We start from the raw sequence: 21,890 nt of genomic DNA, 5'->3' as shown, positions 1-21,890 counted from the left end.
CGCCCCGTAACGTCAGGGTTGCTCACATCGGCGTGAGCTGATCCAGCCGGCGCAGGATGACCCCCTCGCGCAGCGCCCACGGGCAGATGTCCAGCGACCGCACGTCGAGCCGGCGCATCACCGCCTCGGCCACCACCGCCCCGGCCAGTAGCTGGTGCGCCCGCCCGACGCTCACCCCCTCCAACTCGGACAGGTGCCGCGGCGGGATGTGCCGGACGAAGCCGAGCACCTGCCGCAGGCCGTCCCTGGTCAGGCTGCGCCGGGCCCACAGCCCGGCCCCGGACGGGGCCGCCCCGGCCAGCCGGGCCAGCGTGCGGAACGTCTTCGAGGTGCCCACCGGACGTTCCCAGCCCACCTCGGTCATCTTCTCCGCCACCGGGTCGAGCAGGCTGTCGACGTACTCCCGGAGCTCCTCCACCGCCTCGGCGGACGGCGGGGCCGCGCTGTCGGGGCCGATCCGGAGCCGGTCGCGGGTCAACCGGCCCGCGCCGAGCGGGAGGGACACCGCGACGTCCGGGTCCTCGTCGATGCCGGCGGCGACCTCCAGCGAACCGCCGCCGATGTCCAGCGCCAGCAGCCGCCCGGCCGACCAGCCGAACCACCGCCGCACCGCGAGGAACGTCATCCGCGCCTCGTCCGCGCCGGAGAGCACCTCCAGCCGTACGCCGGTCTCGTCGCGCACCCGGGCCAGCACCTCCTGCGCGTTGGTGGCCTCGCGCACGGCCGAGGTGGCGAACGCGATCAGGTCGGCGGCCTCCAGCCCGGCGGCGGCGGCCCGGGCCATGCCCACCGCCTTGACCAGGTCGTCCGCCCCCGCCTCGGTGAGCGCGCCGTCGGGGCCGATCTGCTCGGCGAGTCGGAGCACCACCTTCTCGGAGTGTGCGGGCCAGGGGTGGGCGCCGTGGTGGGCGTCGACCACCAGCAGGTGCACGGTGTTGGACCCGACGTCGAGGACTCCCAGTCGCATGGTGAAGACACTAGGGCCTGGCCGGATCGGCGGCCCGCCGGTGGGACGGGGCGACCGGGCGTACGCTGGGCCGAGTGACGAGCCAGATCGAGATCCAGGTCCTGGTCGACGACCCCGGCGACCCGCGCAGCCGGGAGGTCGGGCTGGACTTCCCCCGGGAGTGGATCGAGTTCGTCGACCCGGCCGACGCCACGCACGTGGTCCGCGCCGACCTGACCTGGCTGCTGTCCCGCTGGACGTGCGTGTTCGGCAGGGGCTGCCACGGCATCGTCGCCGGCCGGGCCGCCGACGGCTGCTGCTCGCACGGCGCGTTCTTCACCGACTCCGACGACGAGAAGCGGGTCCGCGCGGCGGTCAAGCGGCTCACCCCGGAGACCTGGCAGCACTTCCGGCGGGGGTTCAAGAACTGGACCTCCGACGACACCATCGACGGCAAGAACCCGGCCCGACGCACCGCCACCCGCGACGGCGACGCCCCGTGCGTGTTCCTCAACGACGCCGACTTCCCGGCCGGCGGCGGCTGTGCGCTGCACGCCCAGGCGCTGCGCGACGGGGTGCACCCGCTGGAGTACAAGCCGGACGTCTGCTGGCAGCTCCCGATCCGCCGGGACCAGGAGTGGCACAAGCGCCCGGACAACACCAAGGTGCTGATCACCACCCTGACCGAGTTCGACCGGCGGGGCTGGGGCGCGGGCGGGCACGACCTGGACTGGTGGTGCACCTCGTCGACGGACGCGCACGTCGGCACCGAGCCGATGTACGTCTCGTACGGGCCGGAGCTGACCGCGCTGATCGGCATGCCCGCGTACGCGAAGCTCGCCGAGCTGTGCACGGCCCGGCTCCGCCAGGGCCAGGTCGCCCCGCACCCGGCCAGCGCCTGAGCGGCCTGCCCCGACCGGGCAGGCCGCGTCCCGTCACCCGACCTGCCCGGCGGGGGGCCTACTCCCGCCCGCTCACCGGCAGCACCACGACGCCGTCGTCGTCGCTGTGCACCTCGTCGCCCGGCGCGAACGTGCAGTTGCCGAACGAGACCGGCACGTCCCGCTCGCCGGCCCCCGTCTTGGTGCTCTTGCGGGGGTTGGTGCCGAGCGCCTTGATCCCGATCGGCAGGGCCGCCAGGGCGGCCACGTCGCGGACCGCTCCGTTGATGACCACCCCCGCCCAGCCGTTGCCCGCCGCCGTCCCGGCGATGAGGTCGCCCATCAGGGCGGTGTGCAGGCTCCCGCCGCCGTCCACCACCAGCACCCGGCCGTCCCCCGGCTCGGCGAGCACCGACTTGATCAGGGCGTTGTCCTGGAAGCAGCGCACGGTGACCGCCGGCCCGTGGAAGGCGGGCAGCGCGCCGTACTGGCGGAGCTGGGTGTCGCAGGAGCCGAGCGCGTCGCCGTGCCGGTCGTAGAGGTCGGCGGTGGCAGGGGTCGACATGGTTCTTCCTTCTCTCGTACGGGAATCGGACGGTGCGCTCACCCGCCGACCGGATCGGTGGGGGGTGGACGGTGCAGGCCGGTGGCGGCGACCGCCGCGCCGGCCAGGCCGGCCGCGGTGCAGGCGAGCACGCCGGCCGCCCCGGCCCCGGCCGCCAGCGCACCGGCGACGCTGGGAATCAGCACCTGGCCGAGCCGGTTGCCGGTCAGCCGCAGCGACATCGCCCGGCCGCGCAGGCCGGGCGGCGCGGACTCGGCGAGGAAGGACATGGTCAGCGGCTGTCCGGCGCCCAACCCCAGCCCGGAGACGGTGACCACCACCGCCAGCGCCCAGAACGGCAGCGGCGGCAGCAGCAGCGCCAGGCCACCCGCGGCGAGGGCGACGGTGCCGATCAGCAACCGGCGCCGGCCGACGGCGGCCACCAGCCGGCCGAGCAGCAGCCGGGAGGCCATCGAGGCGACCGCCCGCAGCCCGAGCAGCACGCCGATCGAGCCGGCCGCGATGCCCCGCTCGGCGCCGAGGGCGGGCAGGTAGACCAGCGTGATGTCGACCGCCGCCAGGACGACGCAGCTCACCGTCAGGGCGCGGACCAGGCCCGGCTGGCGGAGCAGGTCGGGCATCCCGCCGGCGCCCGGCCCGGCCGCGCGACGGTGGTGCCCCGACGGGCGGAGGAACCCGGCGGTGACCAGCAGCGGCCCGGCCAGCGCGGTCGCGCCGAGGAAGATGGCCCCGGTGTCGGGGATGGGCCGTCCCCCGCCGAAGACCACGATCAGGCCGGGCCCGACCGCCTGACCGAGCGAGGCGGCGAAGGTGTAGTAGCCGAACGCGGCGTCGTACCGGTCCGCCGGGGTGCGGTTGGCGACCAGGGCCTGCTGCCCCACCACGGCGCAGAGGTGCCCGGTGCCGAGAACCATGCTGGCCAGCACCAGCCCGGCGACCGTGTCGGCGAGCAGCACGAAGCCGAGGCCGGCGGTGGCGAGCAGGCCCGAGCCGACCAGCACGATCCGCCGTTCCCCGAACCGGTCGACGGCGTGGCCGGCGGGCACCGCCAGCACCAGCGGCACGACGGCGAAGCTGGCCCCGAGCACGCCCAGCCAGGCCGGCGGCACGTCGAGTTCCAGCGCCCGGTACGCGGACGCCGGCCGAAGCATGAACGTCACCGCCTGCACGACGACGGTGTGCGCGAGCAGCAGGCCCGCCTGGGTGCGCACGGGACCCCCCTCAGCGGGGGAGTCCCCGGCGACGCGGCCGTCCCACTCAGCCGGCCTTCACCGCGAGCACGGGGCAGGGCACCCGGAGCAGGATCTCCTGCGCCGTGGACCCCATGATCAGCTTACCGACCGGGGTGCGGTGCCGGATGCCGATCACCACCAGCGACACGTCCTCCGCCTCGACGATGTCCACGATCTCCTCGGCGGCGTCCCGGCCGCGCACCAGTTGCCGGACCGCGTGCGGCACCCCGGCGGCGGTCAGCTCGCGGACCACCCGGTCCAGGTCGGGCTCGTGGGCGAACCGCGGGTCCACGTAGGCGTCGCCGCGCGAGGTGTTCACCACCAGCACCGGCTCGTCGCGGAACCGGGCCTGCTCCACGGCGGCCCGCAGGGCCGCCTCGCCCAGCGGCGAGGGCACGTACCCCACCAGCACGGTCATCCGGTCACCAACCTTTCACGCAGGGGCCGTACGACGTACCGGCCGAGCAGCGGCCAGAGCAGCGCCACGGCGATCGCGGCGTAGATCAGCCCGGACACCCAGCCGCCGAGCAGCCCGGACAGCTCGCCGCCGGAGAGTTGCAGCGCCCGCCGGCCCTGAAGCTCCGCGCGGGGGCCGAGGATCACCCCGACGATCAGCGGCAGGATCGGCAGCCCGAACCGCCGCATGCCGAACCCGAGCAGGCCGAGGGTCAGCAGCAGGAACAGGTCGAACGGCGAGGCGTTGACCGCGTACGCGCCCATCGAGGCGAAGAAGAGGATGCCGGCGTAGAGGTACGGGCGCGGCACCCGCAGCAGCCGCGCCCAAGCGGGGGCGAGCGGCAGGTTCAGCACGAGCAGCAGCAGGTTGCCGACGAAGAGGCTGGCGATCAGCGTCCAGACCAGGCCGGACTCCCGCTCGAACAGCAGCGGGCCGGGCTGGATGCCGTACTGCTGGAAGGCGGCCAGCATCACCGCGGCGGTGGCGTTGGTGGGCAGGCCGATGGCCAGCATCGGCACCAGCGTGCCGGCGGCGGAGGCGTTGTTGGCCGCCTCGGGGCCGGCGACGCCCTCGATCGCGCCCCGGCCGAACTCCTCCGGGTGCCTGGTGAGCTTCTTCTCCGTCGCGTACGACAGGAAGGTCGGGATCTCCGCCCCGCCCGCCGGCAGCGCGCCGAACGGGAACCCGTACGCGGTGCCGCGCAGCCACGGCTTCCAGGACCGCTTCCAGTCCTGCCTGCCCATCCACGGCCGGCCCACCGGGATCACCTCGGCGGCCCGGCGGCGCAGGTGCGCGGCGATCCAGAGCGCCTCGCCGACGGCGAAGATGCCGACCGCCACCACGACCACGTCGATGCCGTCGGCGAGCTGCGGGATGCCCAGGGTGAGCCGCTGCTGGCCGCTCACCGCGTCGATGCCCACCGTGCCGATGACCAGGCCGAGCAGCAGGGAGGCGAAGCCGCGCACCCGGGACGCGCCGAGCACCGCGGTCACCGCCACGAACGACAACAGCATCAGCGCGAGGTAGTCCGGCGCGCCGAGGCTGATCGCGAACGACACCACCGGCGGGGTGACCACCACCAGCAGCAGGGTGGCGATGGTGCCGGCGACGAACGAGCCGATCGCGGCAGTCGCCAGGGCCTGCGCGGCCCGGCCCGCCTTGGCCATCTTGTTGCCCTCGATCGCGGTCACCACCGACGACGACTCGCCGGGGGTGTTGAGCAGGATCGAGGTCGTGGAACCGCCGTACATGCCGCCGTAGAAGATGCCGGCGAACATGATGAAGGCCTGGGTGGGCTCCATCCCGTAGGTGACCGGGAGCAGCAGCGCCACCGTCATCGCCGGGCCGATGCCCGGCAGCACGCCGACGGCGGTGCCGATGGTCACGCCGAGCAGCGCGATCAGCAGGTTCGTCGGGGTCAGCACGTTGGCGAACCCGTCTAGCAGATTGCCCAGGTTGTCCATCACAGGATCCCTTGCAGCACGCCGGCGGGCAGGCTGACGCCGAGCCCGATGGCGAAGGTGTAGAAGGTGACCAGCGACAACGCGACGGCGATCAGCAGGTTGCGCACGTGGTGCCGGTTGCCCAGCGCGAACGCCGAACCCCAGAACAGCAGCGTCCCGCTGATCACCCAGCCGAGCCGGTCGATCAGCACCGCGTTGACCAGGAAGGCGCCGATCAGCAGCAGCACGGTCCGCCAGTCGACCGGGGTGGTCAGGTCGACGTCCTCGCCGGCCTCCGGCTCGCCACGACCGCCCCGGGCGACGTCCACCGCGTAGATCGCGGCGACGACCAGTAGCAGCGCGCCGAGCAGGAGCGGCACCGGCTTCGGGCCGATCGGGTCGGCGGTGCTGATCGCGTGCCCGGTGCGCAGTGCGTCCGCGATGACCAGGCCGCCGACCACCGCGAGGAACGCGCAGACCCCGTACTGGGCCCGGTCGCCGCGGCGCGCCGCCGGGGTCGCCGCGGCGCCGGCGTGGTCCGGGCCGGCCGGCGTGTCCTCCGCGGCCGGGGCCGTCGGCTGCTCCGGCACCGACCGTACGGCGGCCGAGCGGGGCGGCGGGTCGCCGCCCCGGTCCGGTCGGGTCGTCATGCCGGTCACGCCAGCCCGAGCTGCTTGAGCAGGTCGGCCACCGACTTGTCCTGCTCGGTGAGGAAGGTGGCGAACGCGTCGCCGGTGACGAAGGCGTCGGTCCAGCCGCGCTTGGCCAGCTCGGCCTTCCACTGCTCGGACTCGTGCATCTTCGTCAGCGCGTCGATCCACACCTGCTTGTCGGCGTCGCTGATCCCCGGCGGCGCGACGATGCCCCGCCAGTTGGTGAACACCAGGTCGATCCCGGACGACTTCAGCGTCGGGGTGTCCCTGAGCGCCTCGATCGGCGCCTCGCTGGTGACCGCGAGGACCCGGAGCTGGCCGGCCTCGACCTGGTCGAGGAACTCCCCGAAGCCGCTGGCGCCGAAGGCCACCTTGCCGCCGAGCAGGGCCGGCAGCAGTTCGCCGCCGCCGTCGTACGAGACGAAGTTGACCTGGCGGGGGTCGATGCCGACGGTCTTCGCGAGCTGCATGGGCAGCAGGTGGTCCGGGCCGCCGGGCGACGAGCCGCCACCGACGGCGAGGCCCTTCGGGTTGGCCTTCCAGGCCGCGACCAGGTCGCCGATCGTCCGGTACGGGGAGCCCTTCGGCACCACGATCGCGCCGGCCTCCTCGATCAGCTTGGCCAGCGGGGTCGTCTGGGTGAGCGTCGCCGACGACTTCGAGGTGTACGAGGCACCGACCACGCCCAGCCCCATCTGCATGGCGAGCTTGCCGTTGCCCTTCTCGTTCACCGTCCGCTGGAGGCCGACGGTGCCGCCCGCGCCGGGCAGGTTGAAGACCTGCACCCCGGTGGCGATCTTCGCGTCCTCCAGCACCTTGGCGGCGGTACGGGCGGTGGTGTCGTACCCGCCGCCCGGGGTGTTCGGCACCATGATCCGCAGGCCGGCGACCGGCCCGTCGCCGCCGGAGCCGCCCTCGTCCTTCCCCGCGGTGGCTCCGCAGGCGCCCAGCGCCAGCGCCGTGGCGGCGGCGACGCCCATGACCAGCATGTTTCTCCGAGTTGCCATCATGTTTCTCTTCCGTTTCGAAGGAGTCCGGCGGCAAGATGATGGCCTCCGGGCCGGCTCGCCGTCTCGCTTCTGTCACCAGCGGAGATTGAGGTCTTTGTGGTCGTGGTCACTCCCCGCCGTACCCTGGCCGGGCAGTTGCTGGTCCTCCAGCTCGCGATCATCGTCGTCGTGCTGGTGGCCGTGGCCGCCGTGTCGCTGGCCCAGTCGGCGGCCACCTTCAACCGGGTCGAGGGCCGCCGGGTGGCCGCCCTCGGCGAACAGCTCGCCGGCAACCCGCTGCTGCGCGACCGGCTCGACCGCCCGGCCCCGGCGGAGCTGGTCGCCCCGCTGGTGCAGAACGCGCGGACCCAGTCCGGGGTGACCTCGGTGACCGTGGCGGACGCCCGGGGCCGGGTGGTCAGCTCCACCGACCCCACCCTGGTGGGCACCCCGATCGTGCTCGGCGACCCCCGGGTGGCGCAGGGCCGGAGCTGGTCGGGCGAGCTGGCGGTCGGCGGGTCCCGCGAGCTGGTGGCCCAGGTGCCGGTGCTCGGCGCCGGGGAGGAGAACCTCGGCCGCCACCTCGGGGTGGTGGTGATCGGGGAGGCGTCGCCGACCTGGTCGCAGCGGCTGGTCGGCGCGTCGTCGTACCTGTTCACCTACCTCGGCATCGCCAGCCTGCTCGGGGTGGCCGGGTCGTGGCTGCTGGCCCGGCGGATCAAGCGGCAGACCCTGGGCCTGGAGCCCCGGGAGATCGCCGGGCTGGCCGAGCACCGGGAGGCGCTGCTGCACGGCATCGCCGAGGGGGTGATCGCGCTGGACCTGCACCAACGGGTCACGCTGGTGAACGAGGTCGGCCGCCGGCTGCTGGACCTGCCCGAGCAGTGCCTCGGCCGCAGCCTGGCCGACCTGCGGATCTCCGGCCGGCTGCGGGACGTGCTGGCCGGCACGGGCGGCCCGGAGGCCCGCGACGAGGTGGTGGTCCGGGCCGGCCGGGTGCTGGTGATGAACCGGATGACGGTGGACAAGGACGGCCGGCGGCTCGGCTCGGTCACCACCCTGCGGGACCGTACCGAGCTGGCCCGGCTGGAGCGGGAGATCGGGTCGTTCCGGAGCAGTACCGAGCTGCTCCGCGCGCAGACCCACGAGTTCGCCAACCAGCTGCACACCATCTCCGGCCTGATCCAGATCGGCGAGCACGACGAGGTGGTCCGGTACGTCGACGCGCTGAGCCGGCACCGGGCGTCGCTGGACCTGACGGTCACCAGCCGGATCCACGACACCGCGGTGGCCGCGCTGCTGATGGCGAAGTCGGCGGTGGCCGCCGAGCGCCGGGTGGAGCTGCGGATCTCCGAGCGGACCGGCCTGGACCGGTTGGAGCCGGAGCTGGCCGTGGACGTCGCCACCGTGCTCGGCAACCTGGTCGACAACGCGGTGGAGGCGGTGGCGGGCGGCGCGGGCGGGGCCGGCGGCGCGGCCGGGCCGGCCTGGGTGGAGGTCGAGCTGCGCCGGGACGCGTCGTCGGTCGAGATCGTCGTCCGGGACTGCGGTCCGGGGGTCGCGCCGGAACTCGCCCAGGAGGTCTTCACCCACGGCTTCACCACCAAGGCGGCGCGGGGCGGGGAACGCGGGATCGGGCTGGCGCTCACCCGGCTGGTGTGCAAGCGTCGCGGCGGCGAGGTCGCGGTGACGAACACCGAGGAGGGCGCCATGTTCACCGCCCGGATGTCGGTGACCGGTGTCGCGGAGGGGGTCCGATGATCGGCGTGCTGGTCGTGGACGACGACTTCATGGTGGCCCGGATCCACCGCGGGTTCGTCGAGCGCGTCGAGGGCTTCCGGGTCGTCGGCACCGCGAGCACCGGCGAGCAGGCCGTGGCCGCGGTCGACGAGTTGCGCCCCGACCTGGTGCTGCTCGACCTGTACCTGCCGGACATGTTCGGCCTGGACGTGGTGACCCGGCTGCGCGCCGCCGGGCACGACTGCGACGTACTGGTGATCAGCGCCGCCCGGGAGGCCGAGGCGGTCCGCCGCGCCGTCCGGTACGGCGCGGTCAACTACCTGCTCAAGCCGTTCCGGTTCGACGAGCTGCGGACCCGGCTGGAGCAGTACGCCGCCCGGCGCAACTCGCTGCGGGCCGCCGTGGTCAGCGACCAGGCCGACGTCGACCGGGTGCTGTCCCGCACCGGCGCGCACATCCCCACCTCGGCGCTGCCCCGGGGCCTCAGCCCCGAGACCGCCGAACTGGTCGGGCGCGCGCTGCGGGAGCACTCCGGCACGCTGTCGGCCGCCGAGTGCGCCGACCGGATCGGGATCTCCCGGGTCAGCGCCCGCCGCTACCTGGAGCACTTCACGGAGACCGGCCGGGCCGAGGTGAGCCTGCGCTACGGGGTCGCCGGCCGGCCGGAGCGGCGCTACTGCTGGAACGGCTGACCGGTCTCCGCCGGCGGCGGGGCCCCGGGCGCGGCCCCCGGCCTGGTCACGGCTCGAACTTGTAGCCGAGGCCGCGGACGGTGACGATGAACCGCGGCGCGGACGGCTCCGGCTCGATCTTCGAGCGCAGCCGCTTCACGTGCACGTCCAGGGTCTTGGTGTCGCCGACGTAGTCGGCCCCCCAGACCCGGTCGATGAGCTGCCCGCGGGTCAACACCCGGCCGGCGTTGCGCAGCAGCAGCTCCAGCAGCTCGAACTCCTTGAGCGGAAGCTGGACGGCGCTCCCGGCCACGGTCACCACGTGCCGCTCGATGTCCATCCGCACCGGGCCGGCGGCCAGGGTCGGCGCGCCCGACTCGGCCACCTCCGGGCTCTGCCGGCGCAGCACCGCCCGGATCCGGGCGACCAGCTCCCGGGGCGAGTACGGCTTGGTGACGTAGTCGTCGGCCCCGATCTCCAGGCCGACCACCTTGTCGATCTCGCTGTCCCGGGCCGTGACCATGATGATCGGCACGTGCGAGCGCTGGCGGAGCTGCCGGCACACCTCGGTCCCGGACATCTCGGGCAGCATCAGGTCGAGCAGCACGATGTCGGCACCGGTCCGGTCGAACTCGGTGAGGGCGGCCGGGCCGGTGTCCGCGACCGAGACCTCGAAGCCCTCCTTGCGGAGCATGTACGACAGGGCGTCGGAGAACGACTCCTCGTCCTCGACCACCAGAACGCGGCTCAACGGGGTTCCTTTCATTACGGTCGGACCTGCCGGAGATCGGCCGGGCCGGCCTCGATCCCACCGGACGGCGGTGTCGGCAGGAGGTCGTCCGGCGGACGGGCGGGCAGCCGGAGGGTGAACGTCGACCCACCACCAAGAGTGCTCGACACCTCGACCCGGCCGCCATGGTTGCTGACGATGTGTTTGACGATGGCCAGGCCCAGCCCGGTGCCGCCGGTGGCCCGGGACCGGGCCTGGTCGGCGCGGTAGAAGCGCTCGAAGATCCGCTCGACGTCGGTCGGCGCGATCCCGATCCCCTGGTCGGCCACGGAGATCGCGACGTGTTCGCCGTCGCCCCGGGTGGTGACCCGGACCTCGGTGTCCTCGCCCGAGTAGTTGATGGCGTTCTCCACCAGGTTGGCCACGGCGGTGGCGATCTGGGAGTCGCTGCCGTACACGGTCAGCCCGCGCTCGCCCTCGGTGGCCACCTCGACCCGGCGGGCGGCGGCGCTGGTGCGGGTGCGATCGATTACCTCGGCGACCACCCAGTCCACCGCGACCGGCTCGGGCGCGGGCTGCGGCTCGGCCCCCTGGAGCCGGGTCAGCTCCAGCAGCTCCTGCACCAGCCGGCCCAGCCGGGTCGACTCGTGCTGGATGCGCTCGGCGAACCGGCGCGCGGCGACCAGGTCCTCGGAGAGGTCGAGGGCCGCCGCGCCGGCCGGCTCGGTGGCGTCCAGCAGCGCCTCGGCGAGCAGTTGCAGGGCCCCGATCGGGGTCTTCAGCTCGTGGCTGACGTTGGCCACGAAGTCCCGGCGGACGCGGGCCAGCCGGTGCGACTCGGTGACGTCGGCGGCCTCGACGGCCACGTGCCCGCCGCCGATCGCCATCGCCCGCAGGTGCACGCCGAGCGGGCCCGGGCCGGCGTTGTCGCGGCCACGCGGCAGGTCCAGCTCGATCTCGCGCCGCACGCCCGTGCGGCGCACCTGCCCGGCCAGGGTACGGATCAGCGGGTGGGCGGCGATCGTGCCGGGGGTGGCGCCGGTGCGCAGCAGCCCCATCGCCCGGGCCGCCGGGTTGACCAGGACCGGCACGTCGTCGGGGTCGAGCACCACGACGCCGGCGCGCAGCGAGTCCACCGTCCGGCGGCCGAGGCTGGAGAGGCCGGTCTGCTGAACGTCGACCATCACGGGCCTCCCCCTGGTCCCAAGCAGGCGGCCGAACCCGCTGCTCCCGACGGCCGGGCCGCGGCGACGCCACGCCCGCACGAACCGGGGCAGCAGCGCCCCGATGGCCAGCCCGGCCACCAGTGCCACGACCACCGCCGCCGTCACCGCCCATTCCACCCGGCGATCGTAGGGTCATTGTTCACCTGAAGAACGCTACAAACGGGATGAAACGCTCTCGCTTCCGGCAATGTTCACTCCTCGGTCCCGCGTCGTTCACCGGCGTTCACCTCCGGGCATCTCCCCCGGCCTACGGTGGGCGCGCACCTGCCCGCCCCTGCGCCGACGCCCGGACCGACCGGGCCGGCGACCACCGACCACAGGACGTGATGATGCGCGACGAGTTCCGGGCCGACCTCCAGATCGTCAGCCAGCTGCTGGTGGACATGGCGGAGGCCATCCGCGCCGCCATGCGCCAGGCCACCCGCGCCCTGCTCACCGCCGACCGCCAGGCGGCCGAGACCGTGATCGAGCGGGACGCCGAGATCGACGAGCTCTACCGCCAGGTCGAGGAGCGGGTCTGCGACCTGCTCGCCCGCCAGGCGCCCGTCGCCTCCGACCTGCGGGCCATGATCACCGCCCTGCACGTCGCCGCCGACCTGGAGCGGATGGGCGACCTGGCCGACCACGTGGCGAAGACCGCCCTGCGCCGGCACCCGTCCCCGGCGGTCCCGGCGGAGCTGCGGCCGGTCTTCACCGACATGGCGTCGATCGCCGACCGGATGGCCGAGAAGATCGGCATGGTGCTGGCCAAGCCCGACGCCGACGTCGCCGCCGAGCTGGACCGCGACGACGACGCGATGGACGACCTGCACAAGAGCCTGTTCGCGGTGCTGCTCGGCGACGACTGGCCGTACGGGGTGGAGACGGCGATCGACGCCACCCTGCTGGGCCGCTTCTACGAGCGGTTCGCCGACCACGTGGTCAACGCCGGCGAGCACGTCGTCTACCTGATCACCGGGGAGTCCGCCGCGTCGGCCGAGTGAGCCGGGTCGGGAGGGGCCCCCGCCGCGCACGAGGCGTCGGCGGGGGCCCTCCGCACGCCGTCAGCGGCCCTGGTTGGCGACCGCGGCGGCGGCGGCCTTGGCGGCGGCCGGGTCGAGGTACGTCCCGCCCAGGGTGAGCGGGCGAAGCTGCGGGTCCAGGTCGTAGCGCAGCGGGATGCCGGTCGGGATGTTCAGCTTGGCGATCGCGGAGTCACCGATCTGGTCGAGGTGCTTGACCAGGGCGCGCAGCGAGTTGCCGTGCGCGGCCACCAGCACCGTCCGGCCGGCCAGGATGTCCGGCACGATCGAGTCGTACCAGTACGGCAGCATCCGCTCGACGACGTCCTTGAGGCACTCGGTGCGCGGCATCAGCTCGGTCGGCAGCAGCGCGTACCGGGGGTCGCCGACCTGCGACCACTCGTCGTCGTCGGCGATCGGCGGCGGCGGGGTGTCGTACGACCGGCGCCAGAGCATGAACTGCTCCTCGCCGTACTCGTCCAGGGTCTGCTTCTTGTTCTTGCCCTGCAACGCGCCGTAGTGGCGCTCGTTGAGCCGCCATGACCGGCGCACCGCGATCCAGTGCCGGTCGGCGGCGTTCAGCGCCAGCTCGGCGGTTCGGGTCGCCCGGCGCATCACGCTGGTGTGCACCACGTCCGGCAGCAGGCTGTGCTCGCGCAGCAGCTCGCCGCCGCGCCGCGCCTCGGCCTCGCCCTTGGCGGTCAGGTCGACGTCGACCCAGCCGGTGAAGAGGTTCTTCGCGTTCCAGTCGCTCTCGCCGTGCCGCAGCAGGACCAGCGTCCCGATGGTGGGCCCTTCGCTCGCAGTCATGCCGATCATCCTGCCGCACGCCCTGGGCGGACACGCGGGGACCGGCGGTGACGACCACCACGTGGAAAAGCTGATGACCCGCGATCACGGCCAGGACTAGGTTGTAAGGCGCTTTAATTAGATCGGTCATTACCGAGGCGGGGGCGCGAGCGTGCGGACGATGCGGGGTTGGTTCCGGGACACCACCGGCGGGCTGCCGAGGACCTTCTGGTACCTGTGGACCGGCACCCTGATCAACCGGCTCGGCTCGTTCGTCCTGGTCTTCCTGGCCATCTACCTCACCCAGGAACGCGGCTTCGACGAGCTCGCGGCCGGCCTGGTGCTCAGCCTCTGGGGCGTCGGCGGCGCGGTCGGCACCACGCTGGGCGGGACGCTCGCCGACCGGTGGGGCCGGCGGCCGACGCTGCTCACCGCCCACCTCGGCGCGGCGAGCATGATGCTCACCCTCGGCTTCGCCCGGGAACTCTGGGCGGTCGCCGTCGGCGCGCTGCTGCTCGGCCTGTTCGCCGAGGCGGCCCGGCCGGCGTTCGGCGCCATGATGATCGACGTGGTCCCGGAGCGGGACCGGCTGCGCGCGTTCTCGCTCAACTACTGGGCGATCAACCTCGGCTTCGCCAGCGCCGCGATCCTCGCCGGGCTCGCCGCCGAGGCCAGCTACCTGCTGCTGTTCGTGGTCGACGCGGCCACCACCCTGGCCACCGCCGTGGTCATCTTCGTCAAGGTGCGGGAGACCCGGGTCCCGGCCGGCGCGGTCGGACCCGCCCCGGGGGCGGCCCGCCCCCGGGGCGCGCTGCGCACCATCCTCACCGACCGGGTGTACCTGGGCTTCGTCGCGCTCAACCTGCTCGGCGCGCTGGTCTTCCTCCAGCACATCTCGATGCTGCCGATCGCCATGGGCGACGACGGCCTGAGCCCGTCGACCTACGGCACGGTGATCGCGCTCAACGGGGTGCTGATCGTGGCCGGGCAACTCTTCGTCCCCCGGCTGATCCGGGGGCGCAGCCGCTCGCACGTGCTCGCCCTCGCCGCCGTGGTGATGGGGGCCGGCTTCGGGCTCACCGCGTTCGCGGACGTCGCCTGGTTCTACGCGCTGACCGTGCTGGTCTGGACCGTCGGCGAGATGCTCAACTCGCCGTCCAACTCCACCCTGATCGCCGAACTCTCCCCCGCCGACCTGCGCGGCCGGTACCAGGGGGTGTTCTCGCTGTCCTGGCAGCTCGCCGGGGCCACCGCCCCGCTGCTCGGCGGCCTGGTCCGGCAGCAGGCCGGCAACGGCGCGCTCTGGCTGGGCTGCGCGGCGATCGGCGCGGTGATGGCGGTCGCCCACCTGGTCTCCGGCCCTGCCCGGGAGCGGCGGGCCGCCGCGCTGCGCCCGCCGGCCGCGCCGGTCGAGCCGGCCACCGACCCCCGGTCCCCGGCGCCGCAGGCGGCCTAGGCCGCGGCCACCGCGCCCGCCGAGCCGGTCGGGCCCGCCACCGACGGGTACGCCCCGCAGCCCGGCCGGGACCGCCGGGCCGTACCGGCCCGGTGACCAGGGACACGCTGGCGCGCCGGGCCCCGACTTCCTACCGTCTACGCCGGAAGAGTTAACAAACCTTACCGGGAGGTCGGGTGCAACCCCTGCGGCGCCGGTGGCACGACACCGCGGGCGGTCTCCCCGCCACGTTCTGGTACCTCTGGGCGGGCCTGCTGATCAACCGGGCCGGCGCGTTCGCCATGCTCTTCCTGCCGCTCTACCTGACCGAGGGGCGCGGGGCGAGCGCCGCCCTGGCCGGCACGGTGGTCGGGGCGTACGGGGCCGGCGGGGCGGGCGGCGTGCTGCTCGGCGGGGTGCTGGCCGACCGGTGGGGACGGCGGGCCACCCTGCTCGCCGCTCACCTGGCCACCGCCGGGCTGATGGTCGGGCTGGCCTTCAGCCGGCACCTGGCCGCCATCGCCGCGCTGGCCGCCCTGGTCGGGGTGGTGCACTCCATGCCCAGCCCGGCCTTCGTCGCCGCGATCGTCGACGTGGTGCCGGAGCACCGCCGCTCCCGCGCGTTCAACCTCCAGTTCTGGGCGTTCAACCTGGGTATGGCCGTGGCCTCGCTGCTGGCCGGGCTGCTCGCCGAGGCGAGCTTCCTGGCGCTGTTCCTGGTCGACGCGGCAGCCACCCTGACCGCCGCCGTGGTGATCGGCTGGAAGGTCCCGGAGACCCTCACCCGCGCCCGGTCCGCACCGCCCGCGAGCGGTCAGCGGACCGCCCGGACGGGAGGCGCCCGGGGGCCGCGCCGGCCCGGGCTGCACACCGCGCTCACCGACCGGACGTTCCTGGTCTTCGTCGGGCTCACCTTCGTGCTGGCCGTGCTCACCACGCAGACCTCGACGATCATGCCGCTGGCGATGCGCGCGGACGGGCTGGCGCCGTCGGCGTACGGGGCGGTGGTGGCGCTCGGCGGAGCCCTGATCGTGCTCGGGCAGCTCTTCGTGCCCCGGCTCATCGACCGGCACCGCAAGGACGTCGTCCTCGCCACGTCGACCGCGCTGCTCGCCCTCGGCTTCGGCGCCCTGGCCTTCGCCGGGACGCTGCCGGCGTACCTGGCCGCCGCGGTGGTCTGGACGGTCGGCTCGATGCTCGCCGCCCCGCCGAACGCGCAGATCAACGCCGACCTCGCCCCGCCCGAGCTGCGCGCCCGCTACCAGTCGGTGTTCTACCTGGCCTTCCCGGCGGCGTCGTTCGTCGCGCCGGCCCTGGGCGGACTCAGCCTCCAGTATCTCGGCGACCGGCACTGGCTGATCGTCGGCGCGCTGGGTCTGCTGGCCGCCGTGGGCCACCTCCTGGCCGGCCCGCCCCGGGAACGCCGCGTCGCCGACCTGCGGCACGGGCAAGGACAGCACCTGGCCAGGACCACGGCTGGGGCCGGGGCCGGGGCCGGGGCCGGCGGCCCGGGTTGACCCGGCGGTGGGCGGTGCTCCGACTGTGGCCGGGGCCAGAAACGCGCAAAGCGCCCACCTCGACCCTGGGTCGTGGTGGGCGCTCGCATCGTGCCCGGCGGCGGCGGGCGACACTCACCCCCGTAAGCGTCGCCCGCTCGCGCCGCCGGTTCCCACGGATGGCACCGTCCCCCAACGGTGTGACCCATCCGTTCCCCTGCGCCTCGCCCGTGCACGGATCTGATCGATCCGCCGCTCCCCCGAACGTTTCCGAGCGTGGCGCGGTGCAATAAAGTTAGTTCGCCCAGATTGCGGATTCAACCCGGATCGGCTGTCTCGCCGGTCACAGCACCGTCGTCCGGAACCGGGACCCGCACTCTCGGCCTCGCCTTGAGCCAACAGGGTCTACCCGCCGGGCATTCCCGCAAACCCTCAGGCGTCCTCCCGATCGGGCGACTCTGTGCGGAAGAAGTTGCTCTGCCGGCCGTCGCGCAACTGCTCCTGGTAGATGAGGTTCAGCCGGCGCACATCGAACGTGTGGAACCACTCGTCCCAGGTGATCTCGCGCACCCGGCTGCTCTCCCGGTAGCCCGGCAGGTTGAACGTCAGCACCCCCGCCCGGCCCTCCCGCTCGGTCCCGGCGATCGTGGCCGGCCGTGCGCCGCGCTCCCGCGCCCAGCGCCGGATCACGTCGTGGTCGGTGGTGACCAGGCTGCGCCCGGGGCGCTCCGGCCGGTCCTGGAGAGACGTGATGAGCTGCGAGGACCGCGCCGACCGGGACGTCGAACGCCCGGTCCGGGCGGCCTGCGGCGGCCGGTTCGCGGTGCCCCGGCCGGCCGGGGCCGGCGCCTGCCGCTGATTGGTTCCCGTCCGGCGGGCCGCCGCCGGGGCGGCCGGCCGCTGGTTCGCGCCGGCCGTCCGGGCACCGGCGGGGGCCGCCCGCCGGGCGCCGGACGCCGCCGTCCCGCGCGTCGGGGCCGCCTTCCGGGCCGGGGCGGGAGCCGCTCTGGCCCGCGCCGGAGCCGCCTTCGCCCTGGCTCCCGTGGCCTTCGCCCGGGCCGGGGCCGCCTTCGCCCTGGTCCCCGTGGCCTTCGCCCGGGCCGGGGCCGCCTTCGCCCTGGTCCCCGTGGCCTTCGCCCGCGCCGGAGCCGCCTTCGCCCTGACTCCCGTCGCCTTCGCCCGCGCCGGAGCCGCCTTCGCCCTGGCTCCCGTGGCCTTCGCCCGCGCCGGAGCCGCCTTCGCCCGCGCCGGAGCCGCCTTCGCCCGGGCCGGGGCCGCCTTGCGCGTACCCCCGGTCGCCTTGCGCGCGCCGGCCACGGCCTTCGTGCCGCGGGCGCGGCCCGCCGGCCCGGCGCTGCCCCGCGCCGCGCCGCCGCGGCCCTCGGCGCGCAGCGTCCGGGCCAGGGCCTTCACCAGTTCCGGCTTGCGCAGGGCGGAGATCCCGGAGACGCCGCGGCGACGCAACTGGCCACGGATGTCGTCGGCCCTCATCCGGGAGATCTCCGACTCGGAGATCCCCGGGGTGCCCGGGGTCTGGTTGCCTGCCTGCCGTTTCGTCATGGTCGCAGTCCCGCCGCGACCTGAGCTGTTCCGCTGAGCCATCCGACGCTCACGCTCCTCGACAGTCCGTCCTCGGCGCACGGTCGGTCCCAGTGCCGCACCGCGCGGTGCGGCATACCCGTCAGGACGGCTCCGAACCTCCCACCGGCACCTGCGCCGTCGACGACGGCTCGAAGAGGTGCGCGAACGCCGCCAGGTTGGCGGTCGACTCGCCACGCTTGACCCGCCACTCCCACTCCCGCCGGATGGCGGCGCCGAAGCCGATCTCCAGCATCGTGTCGAAGGACTCGTCGGCGTAGGTCAGCACCGCGCCGAGCAGCCGGTCCAGCTCGGCCTCGTCGAGCCCTCCGAGGTTGACCCGGCCGGTCAGGTAGACGTCGCCGGCCGCGTCGATGGAGAAGGACACCCCGTACATCCGGGCGTTGCGCTGCAACAGCCACGCCCACAGCTCCTCGCGCCGCTCGTCCGGCTGGCGCATCACGAACGCCTCGATCCGCAGCGCGTGCTCGCCGACGACGAGGTTGCAGACCGTCTTGAGCTTGTGGGTGCCGGGCAGGGTGACCGCGTACGACGCCTCGCCGGTGGACTCGGCGGCCAGCTCCCGCTCGGCGCACACCGCCTCGATCAGGGCGGCGACCTCGCTCTTCGCACTGCTCATCCGCCCCACTCTACGGCCGCCCCGCCCGGCCCACGGCCGGCCGCCGCCTGCGGGAGGGGCGCCGGAGACCATGGCCGGGGCGCCCTGCCCCCGGCCTCACCAGGAGCAGGTGAGGGCGGGGTCGCCGGCGAGCTGGGCGGCCAGCCGGCCGCGGTGCTCGGCGATCGTCTCGCCGTACACCTTGAGCAGGTGGGCGACCGTACGGTCCCAGGAGAAGTCGCGGGCGTGCCGCTCGGCGCCCCGGCCCAGGGTGGCCCGGCGCACCCGGTCGGGCAGCAGGCGGGCCAGCGCACGGGCCCAGTCGACCGGGTCGTGGCCGTCGATCAGCACCCCGCTGGCCTGGTCCCGGACGGCGGTGACCAGGCCGCCCACGGCGGCGGCCAGCACCGGCGTGCCACACGCCTGGGCCTCCAGGGCGACCAGCCCGAACGACTCGTTGTACGACGGCACCGCGACCAGGTCGGCGGCCCGGTACACGGCCGGCAGGTCGTCACCCGTGCAGGGCGGCAGGAAGCGCACCCGGTCGGCGATCCCGAGCGAGCCGGCCAGCTCGATCAGCGCGGTCGGCCGGTCCAGCCCGCTGCCGCTGGGGCCGCCGACGATCACGACGGTCAGCTCGTCGGCGAGCAGCGGGTCGCGCTCACGCAGCGCGGCGGCGGCACGGATCAGCACGTCGGGGGCCTTCAACGGCTGGATCCGACCGACGAAGGCCACCACGTACCCCTCGGCGGGCAGCCCCAGCCGACGGCGGGCGGCGAGCGTCGCGGCGCGCCGGTCCCCGGCGGCGGGGCGGAACCGGTCCAGGTCGACGCCGGGCTCGACCACGGCGACCCGGGCCGGGTCGGCGGCGTACCGGTGAAGCAGGTCGTGGGCCTCGACCTCGGTGTTGGCGACCAGCCGGTCCGCCTCGGCGACCACCTGCTCCTCGCCGATCACCCGGGCCTTCGGCTCCGGCCGGTCCCCCACCGCGAGCTGGGCGTTCTTCACCTTGGCCAGGGTGTGCGCGGTGTGCACCAGCGGCACCCCCCAGCGCTCCTTGGCCAGCCAGCCGACCTGCCCGGAGAGCCAGTAGTGGGAGTGGATGAGGTCGTAGTGGCCCGGCGGGCGGGCCGCCTCGGCCCGCAGCACCCCGGCCGTGAACGCGCAGAGCTGGCCGGGCAGCTCCTCCTTGGTCAGCCCTTCGAGGGGGCCGGCGGTGACGTGCCGGACGTGCACGCCGGGGGCCATCTCCACCACCGGCGGCAGGTCGCCGGAGGTGGCCCGGGTGAAGATCTCCACCTCGACGCCGGCCTCGGCCAGCCGCCGGGCGACCTCCAGGATGTACACGTTCATCCCGCCGGCGTCGCCCGTACCGGGCTGGTGCAGGGGTGAGGTGTGCACCGACACGGTGGCGATCCGCCGGGGCCGGGACCACGGCCGGGTACCTCGCTGACGACCGACACCGGTGTGCAACTCCGCCACGTCCGCTCCCTCTGTCACGGTTGATGCCGTCCGCACGACCGGCGCTTCTCGGTCAACCTGCGCGCCGCGTGTCATCTTCCCCATCGGGCATCGGAAATGCGTCCCGGCGGCCCCCCGGCGTGACGGACCTCATCGGCGCCGCGCGCCCGCCCGCCGACACGGGGTCCGCCCGCCCGAGCGAGAATGGCCCGATGACCTCCGTCGCGATCGTCACCGGGGCGTCCAGCGGGATCGGCGCGGCCACCGCCCGCCGGCTGGCCACCGAGGGGTTCCACGTGCTCGCCGCCGCCCGGCGCACCGACCGGCTGGCCGAGCTGGTCGCCGGGATCGAGGCGGCCGGCGGGGCGGCCACCGCCGTGGCGTGCGACGTCACCTCGGCGGAGTCGGTCGCCAAGCTGGCCGAGGCCGCCGCCGCGGCCCCCGGCCCGGTCACCCTGCTGGTCAACAACGCCGGGGGCGCGCGCGGGCTGGACCCGGTGGAGTCCGGCTCGGTGGGTGACTGGCAGTGGATGTACGACGTGAACGTGCTCGGCACCCTGCGGGTCACCCAGGCGTTGCTGCCGGCGCTGGAGGCGTCCGGCGCCGGCACCATCGTGGTCGTCTCCTCCACCGCCGGCTTCGTCGTGTACGAGGGCGGCGGCGGCTACGCCGCCGCGAAGCACGCGCAGACGGCGATCGCCGGCACGCTGCGGCTGGAGCTGTGCGGCCGGCCGGTCCGGGTCGTCGAGATCGATCCGGGGATGGTGCGGACCGACGAGTTCGGGCTGGTCCGCTTCGGCGGCGACGCCGAGCAGGCGGCGGCGGTCTACGCGGGGGTGGCCGAGCCGCTGGTCGCCGAGGACGTCGCCGACTGCATCGCCTGGTGCTCGACCCGCCCGCCGCACGTGAACGTCGACCGGCTGGTGGTCCGCCCGCTGGCCCAGGCCGCCCAGCACAAGGTGCACCGGGCGAACCCGTGAGCCACCCGGCGTGATCCGGTCCCGCGGACGGAGGCGGCGCTGATGCGACCCCAGGGCGTGGTCACCCGGGGCACGACGAACCCCAACCGGCTGCGCCGGGTGGACAACTGGATCGTCGAGACCTGCGGCGACCGCCTCCGGGCGGCGCCGGACCCGCTGGTGGTCGACCTCGGCTACGGCGCCACCCCGGTCACCGCCGTGGAGCTGCGCGCCCGGCTCGCCGCCGGGATCCGCGCCGACGTGCGGGTGGTCGGGTTGGAGATCGATCCGGTACGCGTCGCCGCCGCCCAACCCGCCGCCGACCCGCCGGGGCTCACCTTCGCCCGGGGCGGGTTCGAGCTGGCCGGGCTGCGGCCCGCCCTGGTCCGGGCGTTCAACGTGCTGCGGCAGTACGACGAGGGCGAGGTCGCCGACGCCTGGCGGACGGTCACCGACCGGCTGGCCCCGGGCGGGGCGCTGGTCGAGGGCACCTGCGACGAGCTGGGCCGGCTCGGCGGCTGGGTGCTGGTCGACGCCGCCGGCCCCCGCACGCTCACCCTGGCCGCCAGGCTCAGCACGCTGGGCAGCCCCGCCGAGCTGGCCGAGCGGCTGCCGAAGGCGCTGATCCACCGCAACGTGCCGGGCGAACGCATCCACGCCCTGCTGCGCGACCTGGACGACGCCTGGCGGGTCGCCGCCCCGTACGCCCCCTTCGGCCCCCGCCAGCGCTGGCTGCACACGATCGCGGCGACCCGCGCCTCGGGCTGGCCGATCGAGTACCGCCCGCGCCGCTGGCGCCTCGGCGAACTGACCGTCCCCTGGCCCACCGTCACCCCCACCTGACACCCCACCCCACGCCCCGACCCCACCCCACCCCACCCGTCGATCATGGACTTGAGGTGGGCGAAAGGGGTGCTTTGCGAACTTCGCGCACCCCCACGACTCCATGATCGACGCGGGTGGGTGGGTGGGTGGGTGGGTGGGTGGGTGGGTGGGTGGGTGGGTGGGTGGGTGGGTGGG

At 74.6% G+C, this 21,890-nt stretch carries 20 protein-coding genes and 1 pseudogene; 8 read left to right on the top strand and 13 right to left on the bottom strand.

The window, feature by feature from the left end; genetic code table 11:
- Positions 1–22: 22 nt before the first annotated feature.
- Positions 23–967, bottom strand: a complete 945-nt coding sequence (locus C5N14_RS01335; protein WP_117664969.1) for a Ppx/GppA phosphatase family protein — start codon at positions 965–967, stop codon at positions 23–25.
- A 74-nt stretch (positions 968–1,041) separates the two neighbouring features.
- On the opposite strand from C5N14_RS01335, the gene C5N14_RS01330 reads away from it, so the two are divergent.
- Positions 1,042–1,848, top strand: a complete 807-nt coding sequence (locus C5N14_RS01330; protein ID WP_117664968.1) for a hypothetical protein — start codon at positions 1,042–1,044, stop codon at positions 1,846–1,848.
- Positions 1,849–1,906: 58 nt separating this feature from the next.
- Here the strand turns inward: C5N14_RS01330 and rraA are convergent, their stop codons facing one another.
- The 6 genes from rraA to C5N14_RS01300 are packed head-to-tail and all read right to left on the bottom strand — an operon-like array spanning position 1,907 to position 7,183.
- Entirely contained in the window at positions 1,907–2,392 is a 486-nt protein-coding gene (gene rraA / locus C5N14_RS01325) for a ribonuclease E activity regulator RraA (protein WP_117664967.1), read from the bottom strand.
- A 38-nt stretch (positions 2,393–2,430) separates the two neighbouring features.
- Positions 2,431–3,603 carry an MFS transporter gene (locus tag C5N14_RS01320; RefSeq protein ID WP_207892582.1) on the bottom strand — a complete coding sequence of 391 codons (1,173 nt, stop codon included), beginning with the start codon at positions 3,601–3,603 and terminating at the stop codon, positions 2,431–2,433.
- Positions 3,604–3,649: 46 nt separating this feature from the next.
- Complete coding sequence (locus C5N14_RS01315) at positions 3,650–4,042, bottom strand: universal stress protein (RefSeq protein WP_117664966.1); 393 nt, start codon at positions 4,040–4,042, stop codon at positions 3,650–3,652.
- Complete coding sequence (locus C5N14_RS01310; protein WP_117664965.1) at positions 4,039–5,544, bottom strand: tripartite tricarboxylate transporter permease; 1,506 nt, start codon at positions 5,542–5,544, stop codon at positions 4,039–4,041. Before C5N14_RS01310 ends, C5N14_RS01315 begins: the two co-directional genes overlap by 4 nt.
- Positions 5,544–6,173 (bottom strand): tripartite tricarboxylate transporter TctB family protein, encoded by a 630-nt coding sequence (locus C5N14_RS01305; RefSeq protein ID WP_117665063.1) that lies wholly within the window; start codon positions 6,171–6,173, stop codon positions 5,544–5,546. The genes C5N14_RS01310 and C5N14_RS01305 overlap by 1 nt, the downstream gene beginning before the upstream one ends.
- Before the next feature lie 5 nt (positions 6,174–6,178).
- Complete coding sequence (locus tag C5N14_RS01300; RefSeq protein ID WP_243639039.1) at positions 6,179–7,183, bottom strand: tripartite tricarboxylate transporter substrate binding protein; 1,005 nt, start codon at positions 7,181–7,183, stop codon at positions 6,179–6,181.
- 105 nt (positions 7,184–7,288) lie between these two features.
- On the opposite strand from C5N14_RS01300, the gene C5N14_RS01295 reads away from it, so the two are divergent.
- Positions 7,289–8,926: an ATP-binding protein gene (locus C5N14_RS01295; RefSeq protein ID WP_243639037.1), complete on the top strand. Its 1,638-nt coding sequence runs from the start codon at positions 7,289–7,291 to the stop codon at positions 8,924–8,926.
- Positions 8,923–9,597, top strand: coding sequence for a response regulator (locus tag C5N14_RS01290; RefSeq protein ID WP_117664962.1), 675 nt, complete (start codon positions 8,923–8,925; stop codon positions 9,595–9,597). The genes C5N14_RS01295 and C5N14_RS01290 overlap by 4 nt, the downstream gene beginning before the upstream one ends.
- Before the next feature lie 46 nt (positions 9,598–9,643).
- On the opposite strand, the gene C5N14_RS01285 is transcribed toward C5N14_RS01290, so the two are convergent.
- Both C5N14_RS01285 and C5N14_RS01280 read right to left on the bottom strand, forming a co-directional pair.
- Complete coding sequence (locus C5N14_RS01285; protein WP_117664961.1) at positions 9,644–10,327, bottom strand: response regulator transcription factor; 684 nt, start codon at positions 10,325–10,327, stop codon at positions 9,644–9,646.
- A 14-nt stretch (positions 10,328–10,341) separates the two neighbouring features.
- On the bottom strand, positions 10,342–11,649 hold the full coding sequence (locus C5N14_RS01280) for a cell wall metabolism sensor histidine kinase WalK (protein WP_207892581.1): 1,308 nt from the start codon (positions 11,647–11,649) through the stop codon (positions 10,342–10,344).
- A 212-nt stretch (positions 11,650–11,861) separates the two neighbouring features.
- On the opposite strand from C5N14_RS01280, the gene phoU reads away from it, so the two are divergent.
- Complete coding sequence (gene phoU, locus C5N14_RS01275; protein WP_117665062.1) at positions 11,862–12,515, top strand: phosphate signaling complex protein PhoU; 654 nt, start codon at positions 11,862–11,864, stop codon at positions 12,513–12,515.
- Positions 12,516–12,575: 60 nt separating this feature from the next.
- Here phoU and C5N14_RS01270 read toward each other — a convergent pair whose 3' ends face one another.
- Positions 12,576–13,343, bottom strand: a complete 768-nt coding sequence (locus C5N14_RS01270) for a phosphoglyceromutase (protein ID WP_117664959.1) — start codon at positions 13,341–13,343, stop codon at positions 12,576–12,578.
- A gap of 151 nt (positions 13,344–13,494) precedes the next feature.
- On the opposite strand from C5N14_RS01270, the pseudogene C5N14_RS01265 reads away from it, so the two are divergent.
- A pseudogene (locus C5N14_RS01265) lies at positions 13,495–14,775 on the top strand (MDR family MFS transporter); the annotation flags it as partial.
- Between the two features lie 179 nt (positions 14,776–14,954).
- A complete protein-coding gene (locus C5N14_RS01260; RefSeq protein ID WP_117664957.1) occupies positions 14,955–16,274 on the top strand; it encodes an MFS transporter in 1,320 nt (439 codons plus the stop codon).
- Between the two features lie 411 nt (positions 16,275–16,685).
- Here C5N14_RS01260 and C5N14_RS32570 read toward each other — a convergent pair whose 3' ends face one another.
- The 3 genes from C5N14_RS32570 to mshA all read right to left on the bottom strand — a co-directional run bounded on the left by C5N14_RS32570 (position 16,686) and on the right by mshA (position 20,007).
- A complete protein-coding gene (locus C5N14_RS32570) occupies positions 16,686–17,744 on the bottom strand; it encodes a hypothetical protein (protein WP_371685784.1) in 1,059 nt (352 codons plus the stop codon).
- A gap of 190 nt (positions 17,745–17,934) precedes the next feature.
- On the bottom strand, positions 17,935–18,471 hold the full coding sequence (locus C5N14_RS01250; RefSeq protein WP_117664955.1) for a YbjN domain-containing protein: 537 nt from the start codon (positions 18,469–18,471) through the stop codon (positions 17,935–17,937).
- A gap of 96 nt (positions 18,472–18,567) precedes the next feature.
- Complete coding sequence (gene mshA, locus C5N14_RS01245) at positions 18,568–20,007, bottom strand: D-inositol-3-phosphate glycosyltransferase (RefSeq protein ID WP_207892587.1); 1,440 nt, start codon at positions 20,005–20,007, stop codon at positions 18,568–18,570.
- A gap of 116 nt (positions 20,008–20,123) precedes the next feature.
- Here mshA and C5N14_RS01240 point away from each other — a divergent pair, with 116 nt between their 5' ends.
- Together C5N14_RS01240 and C5N14_RS01235 are read left to right on the top strand one after the other, a co-directional pair.
- Positions 20,124–20,891: an SDR family NAD(P)-dependent oxidoreductase gene (locus tag C5N14_RS01240; protein WP_117664953.1), complete on the top strand. Its 768-nt coding sequence runs from the start codon at positions 20,124–20,126 to the stop codon at positions 20,889–20,891.
- Between the two features lie 42 nt (positions 20,892–20,933).
- A complete protein-coding gene (locus C5N14_RS01235; protein ID WP_117664952.1) occupies positions 20,934–21,713 on the top strand; it encodes a class I SAM-dependent methyltransferase in 780 nt (259 codons plus the stop codon).
- Positions 21,714–21,890: the final 177 nt, after the last annotated feature.

It is taken from the genome of Micromonospora sp. MW-13, assembly GCF_003434305.1.
Lineage (GTDB): Bacteria > Actinomycetota > Actinomycetes > Mycobacteriales > Micromonosporaceae > Micromonospora.
The sequence above is the reverse complement of the archived record's forward strand: the minus strand, read 5'-3'. Positions and strand labels throughout refer to the sequence as shown.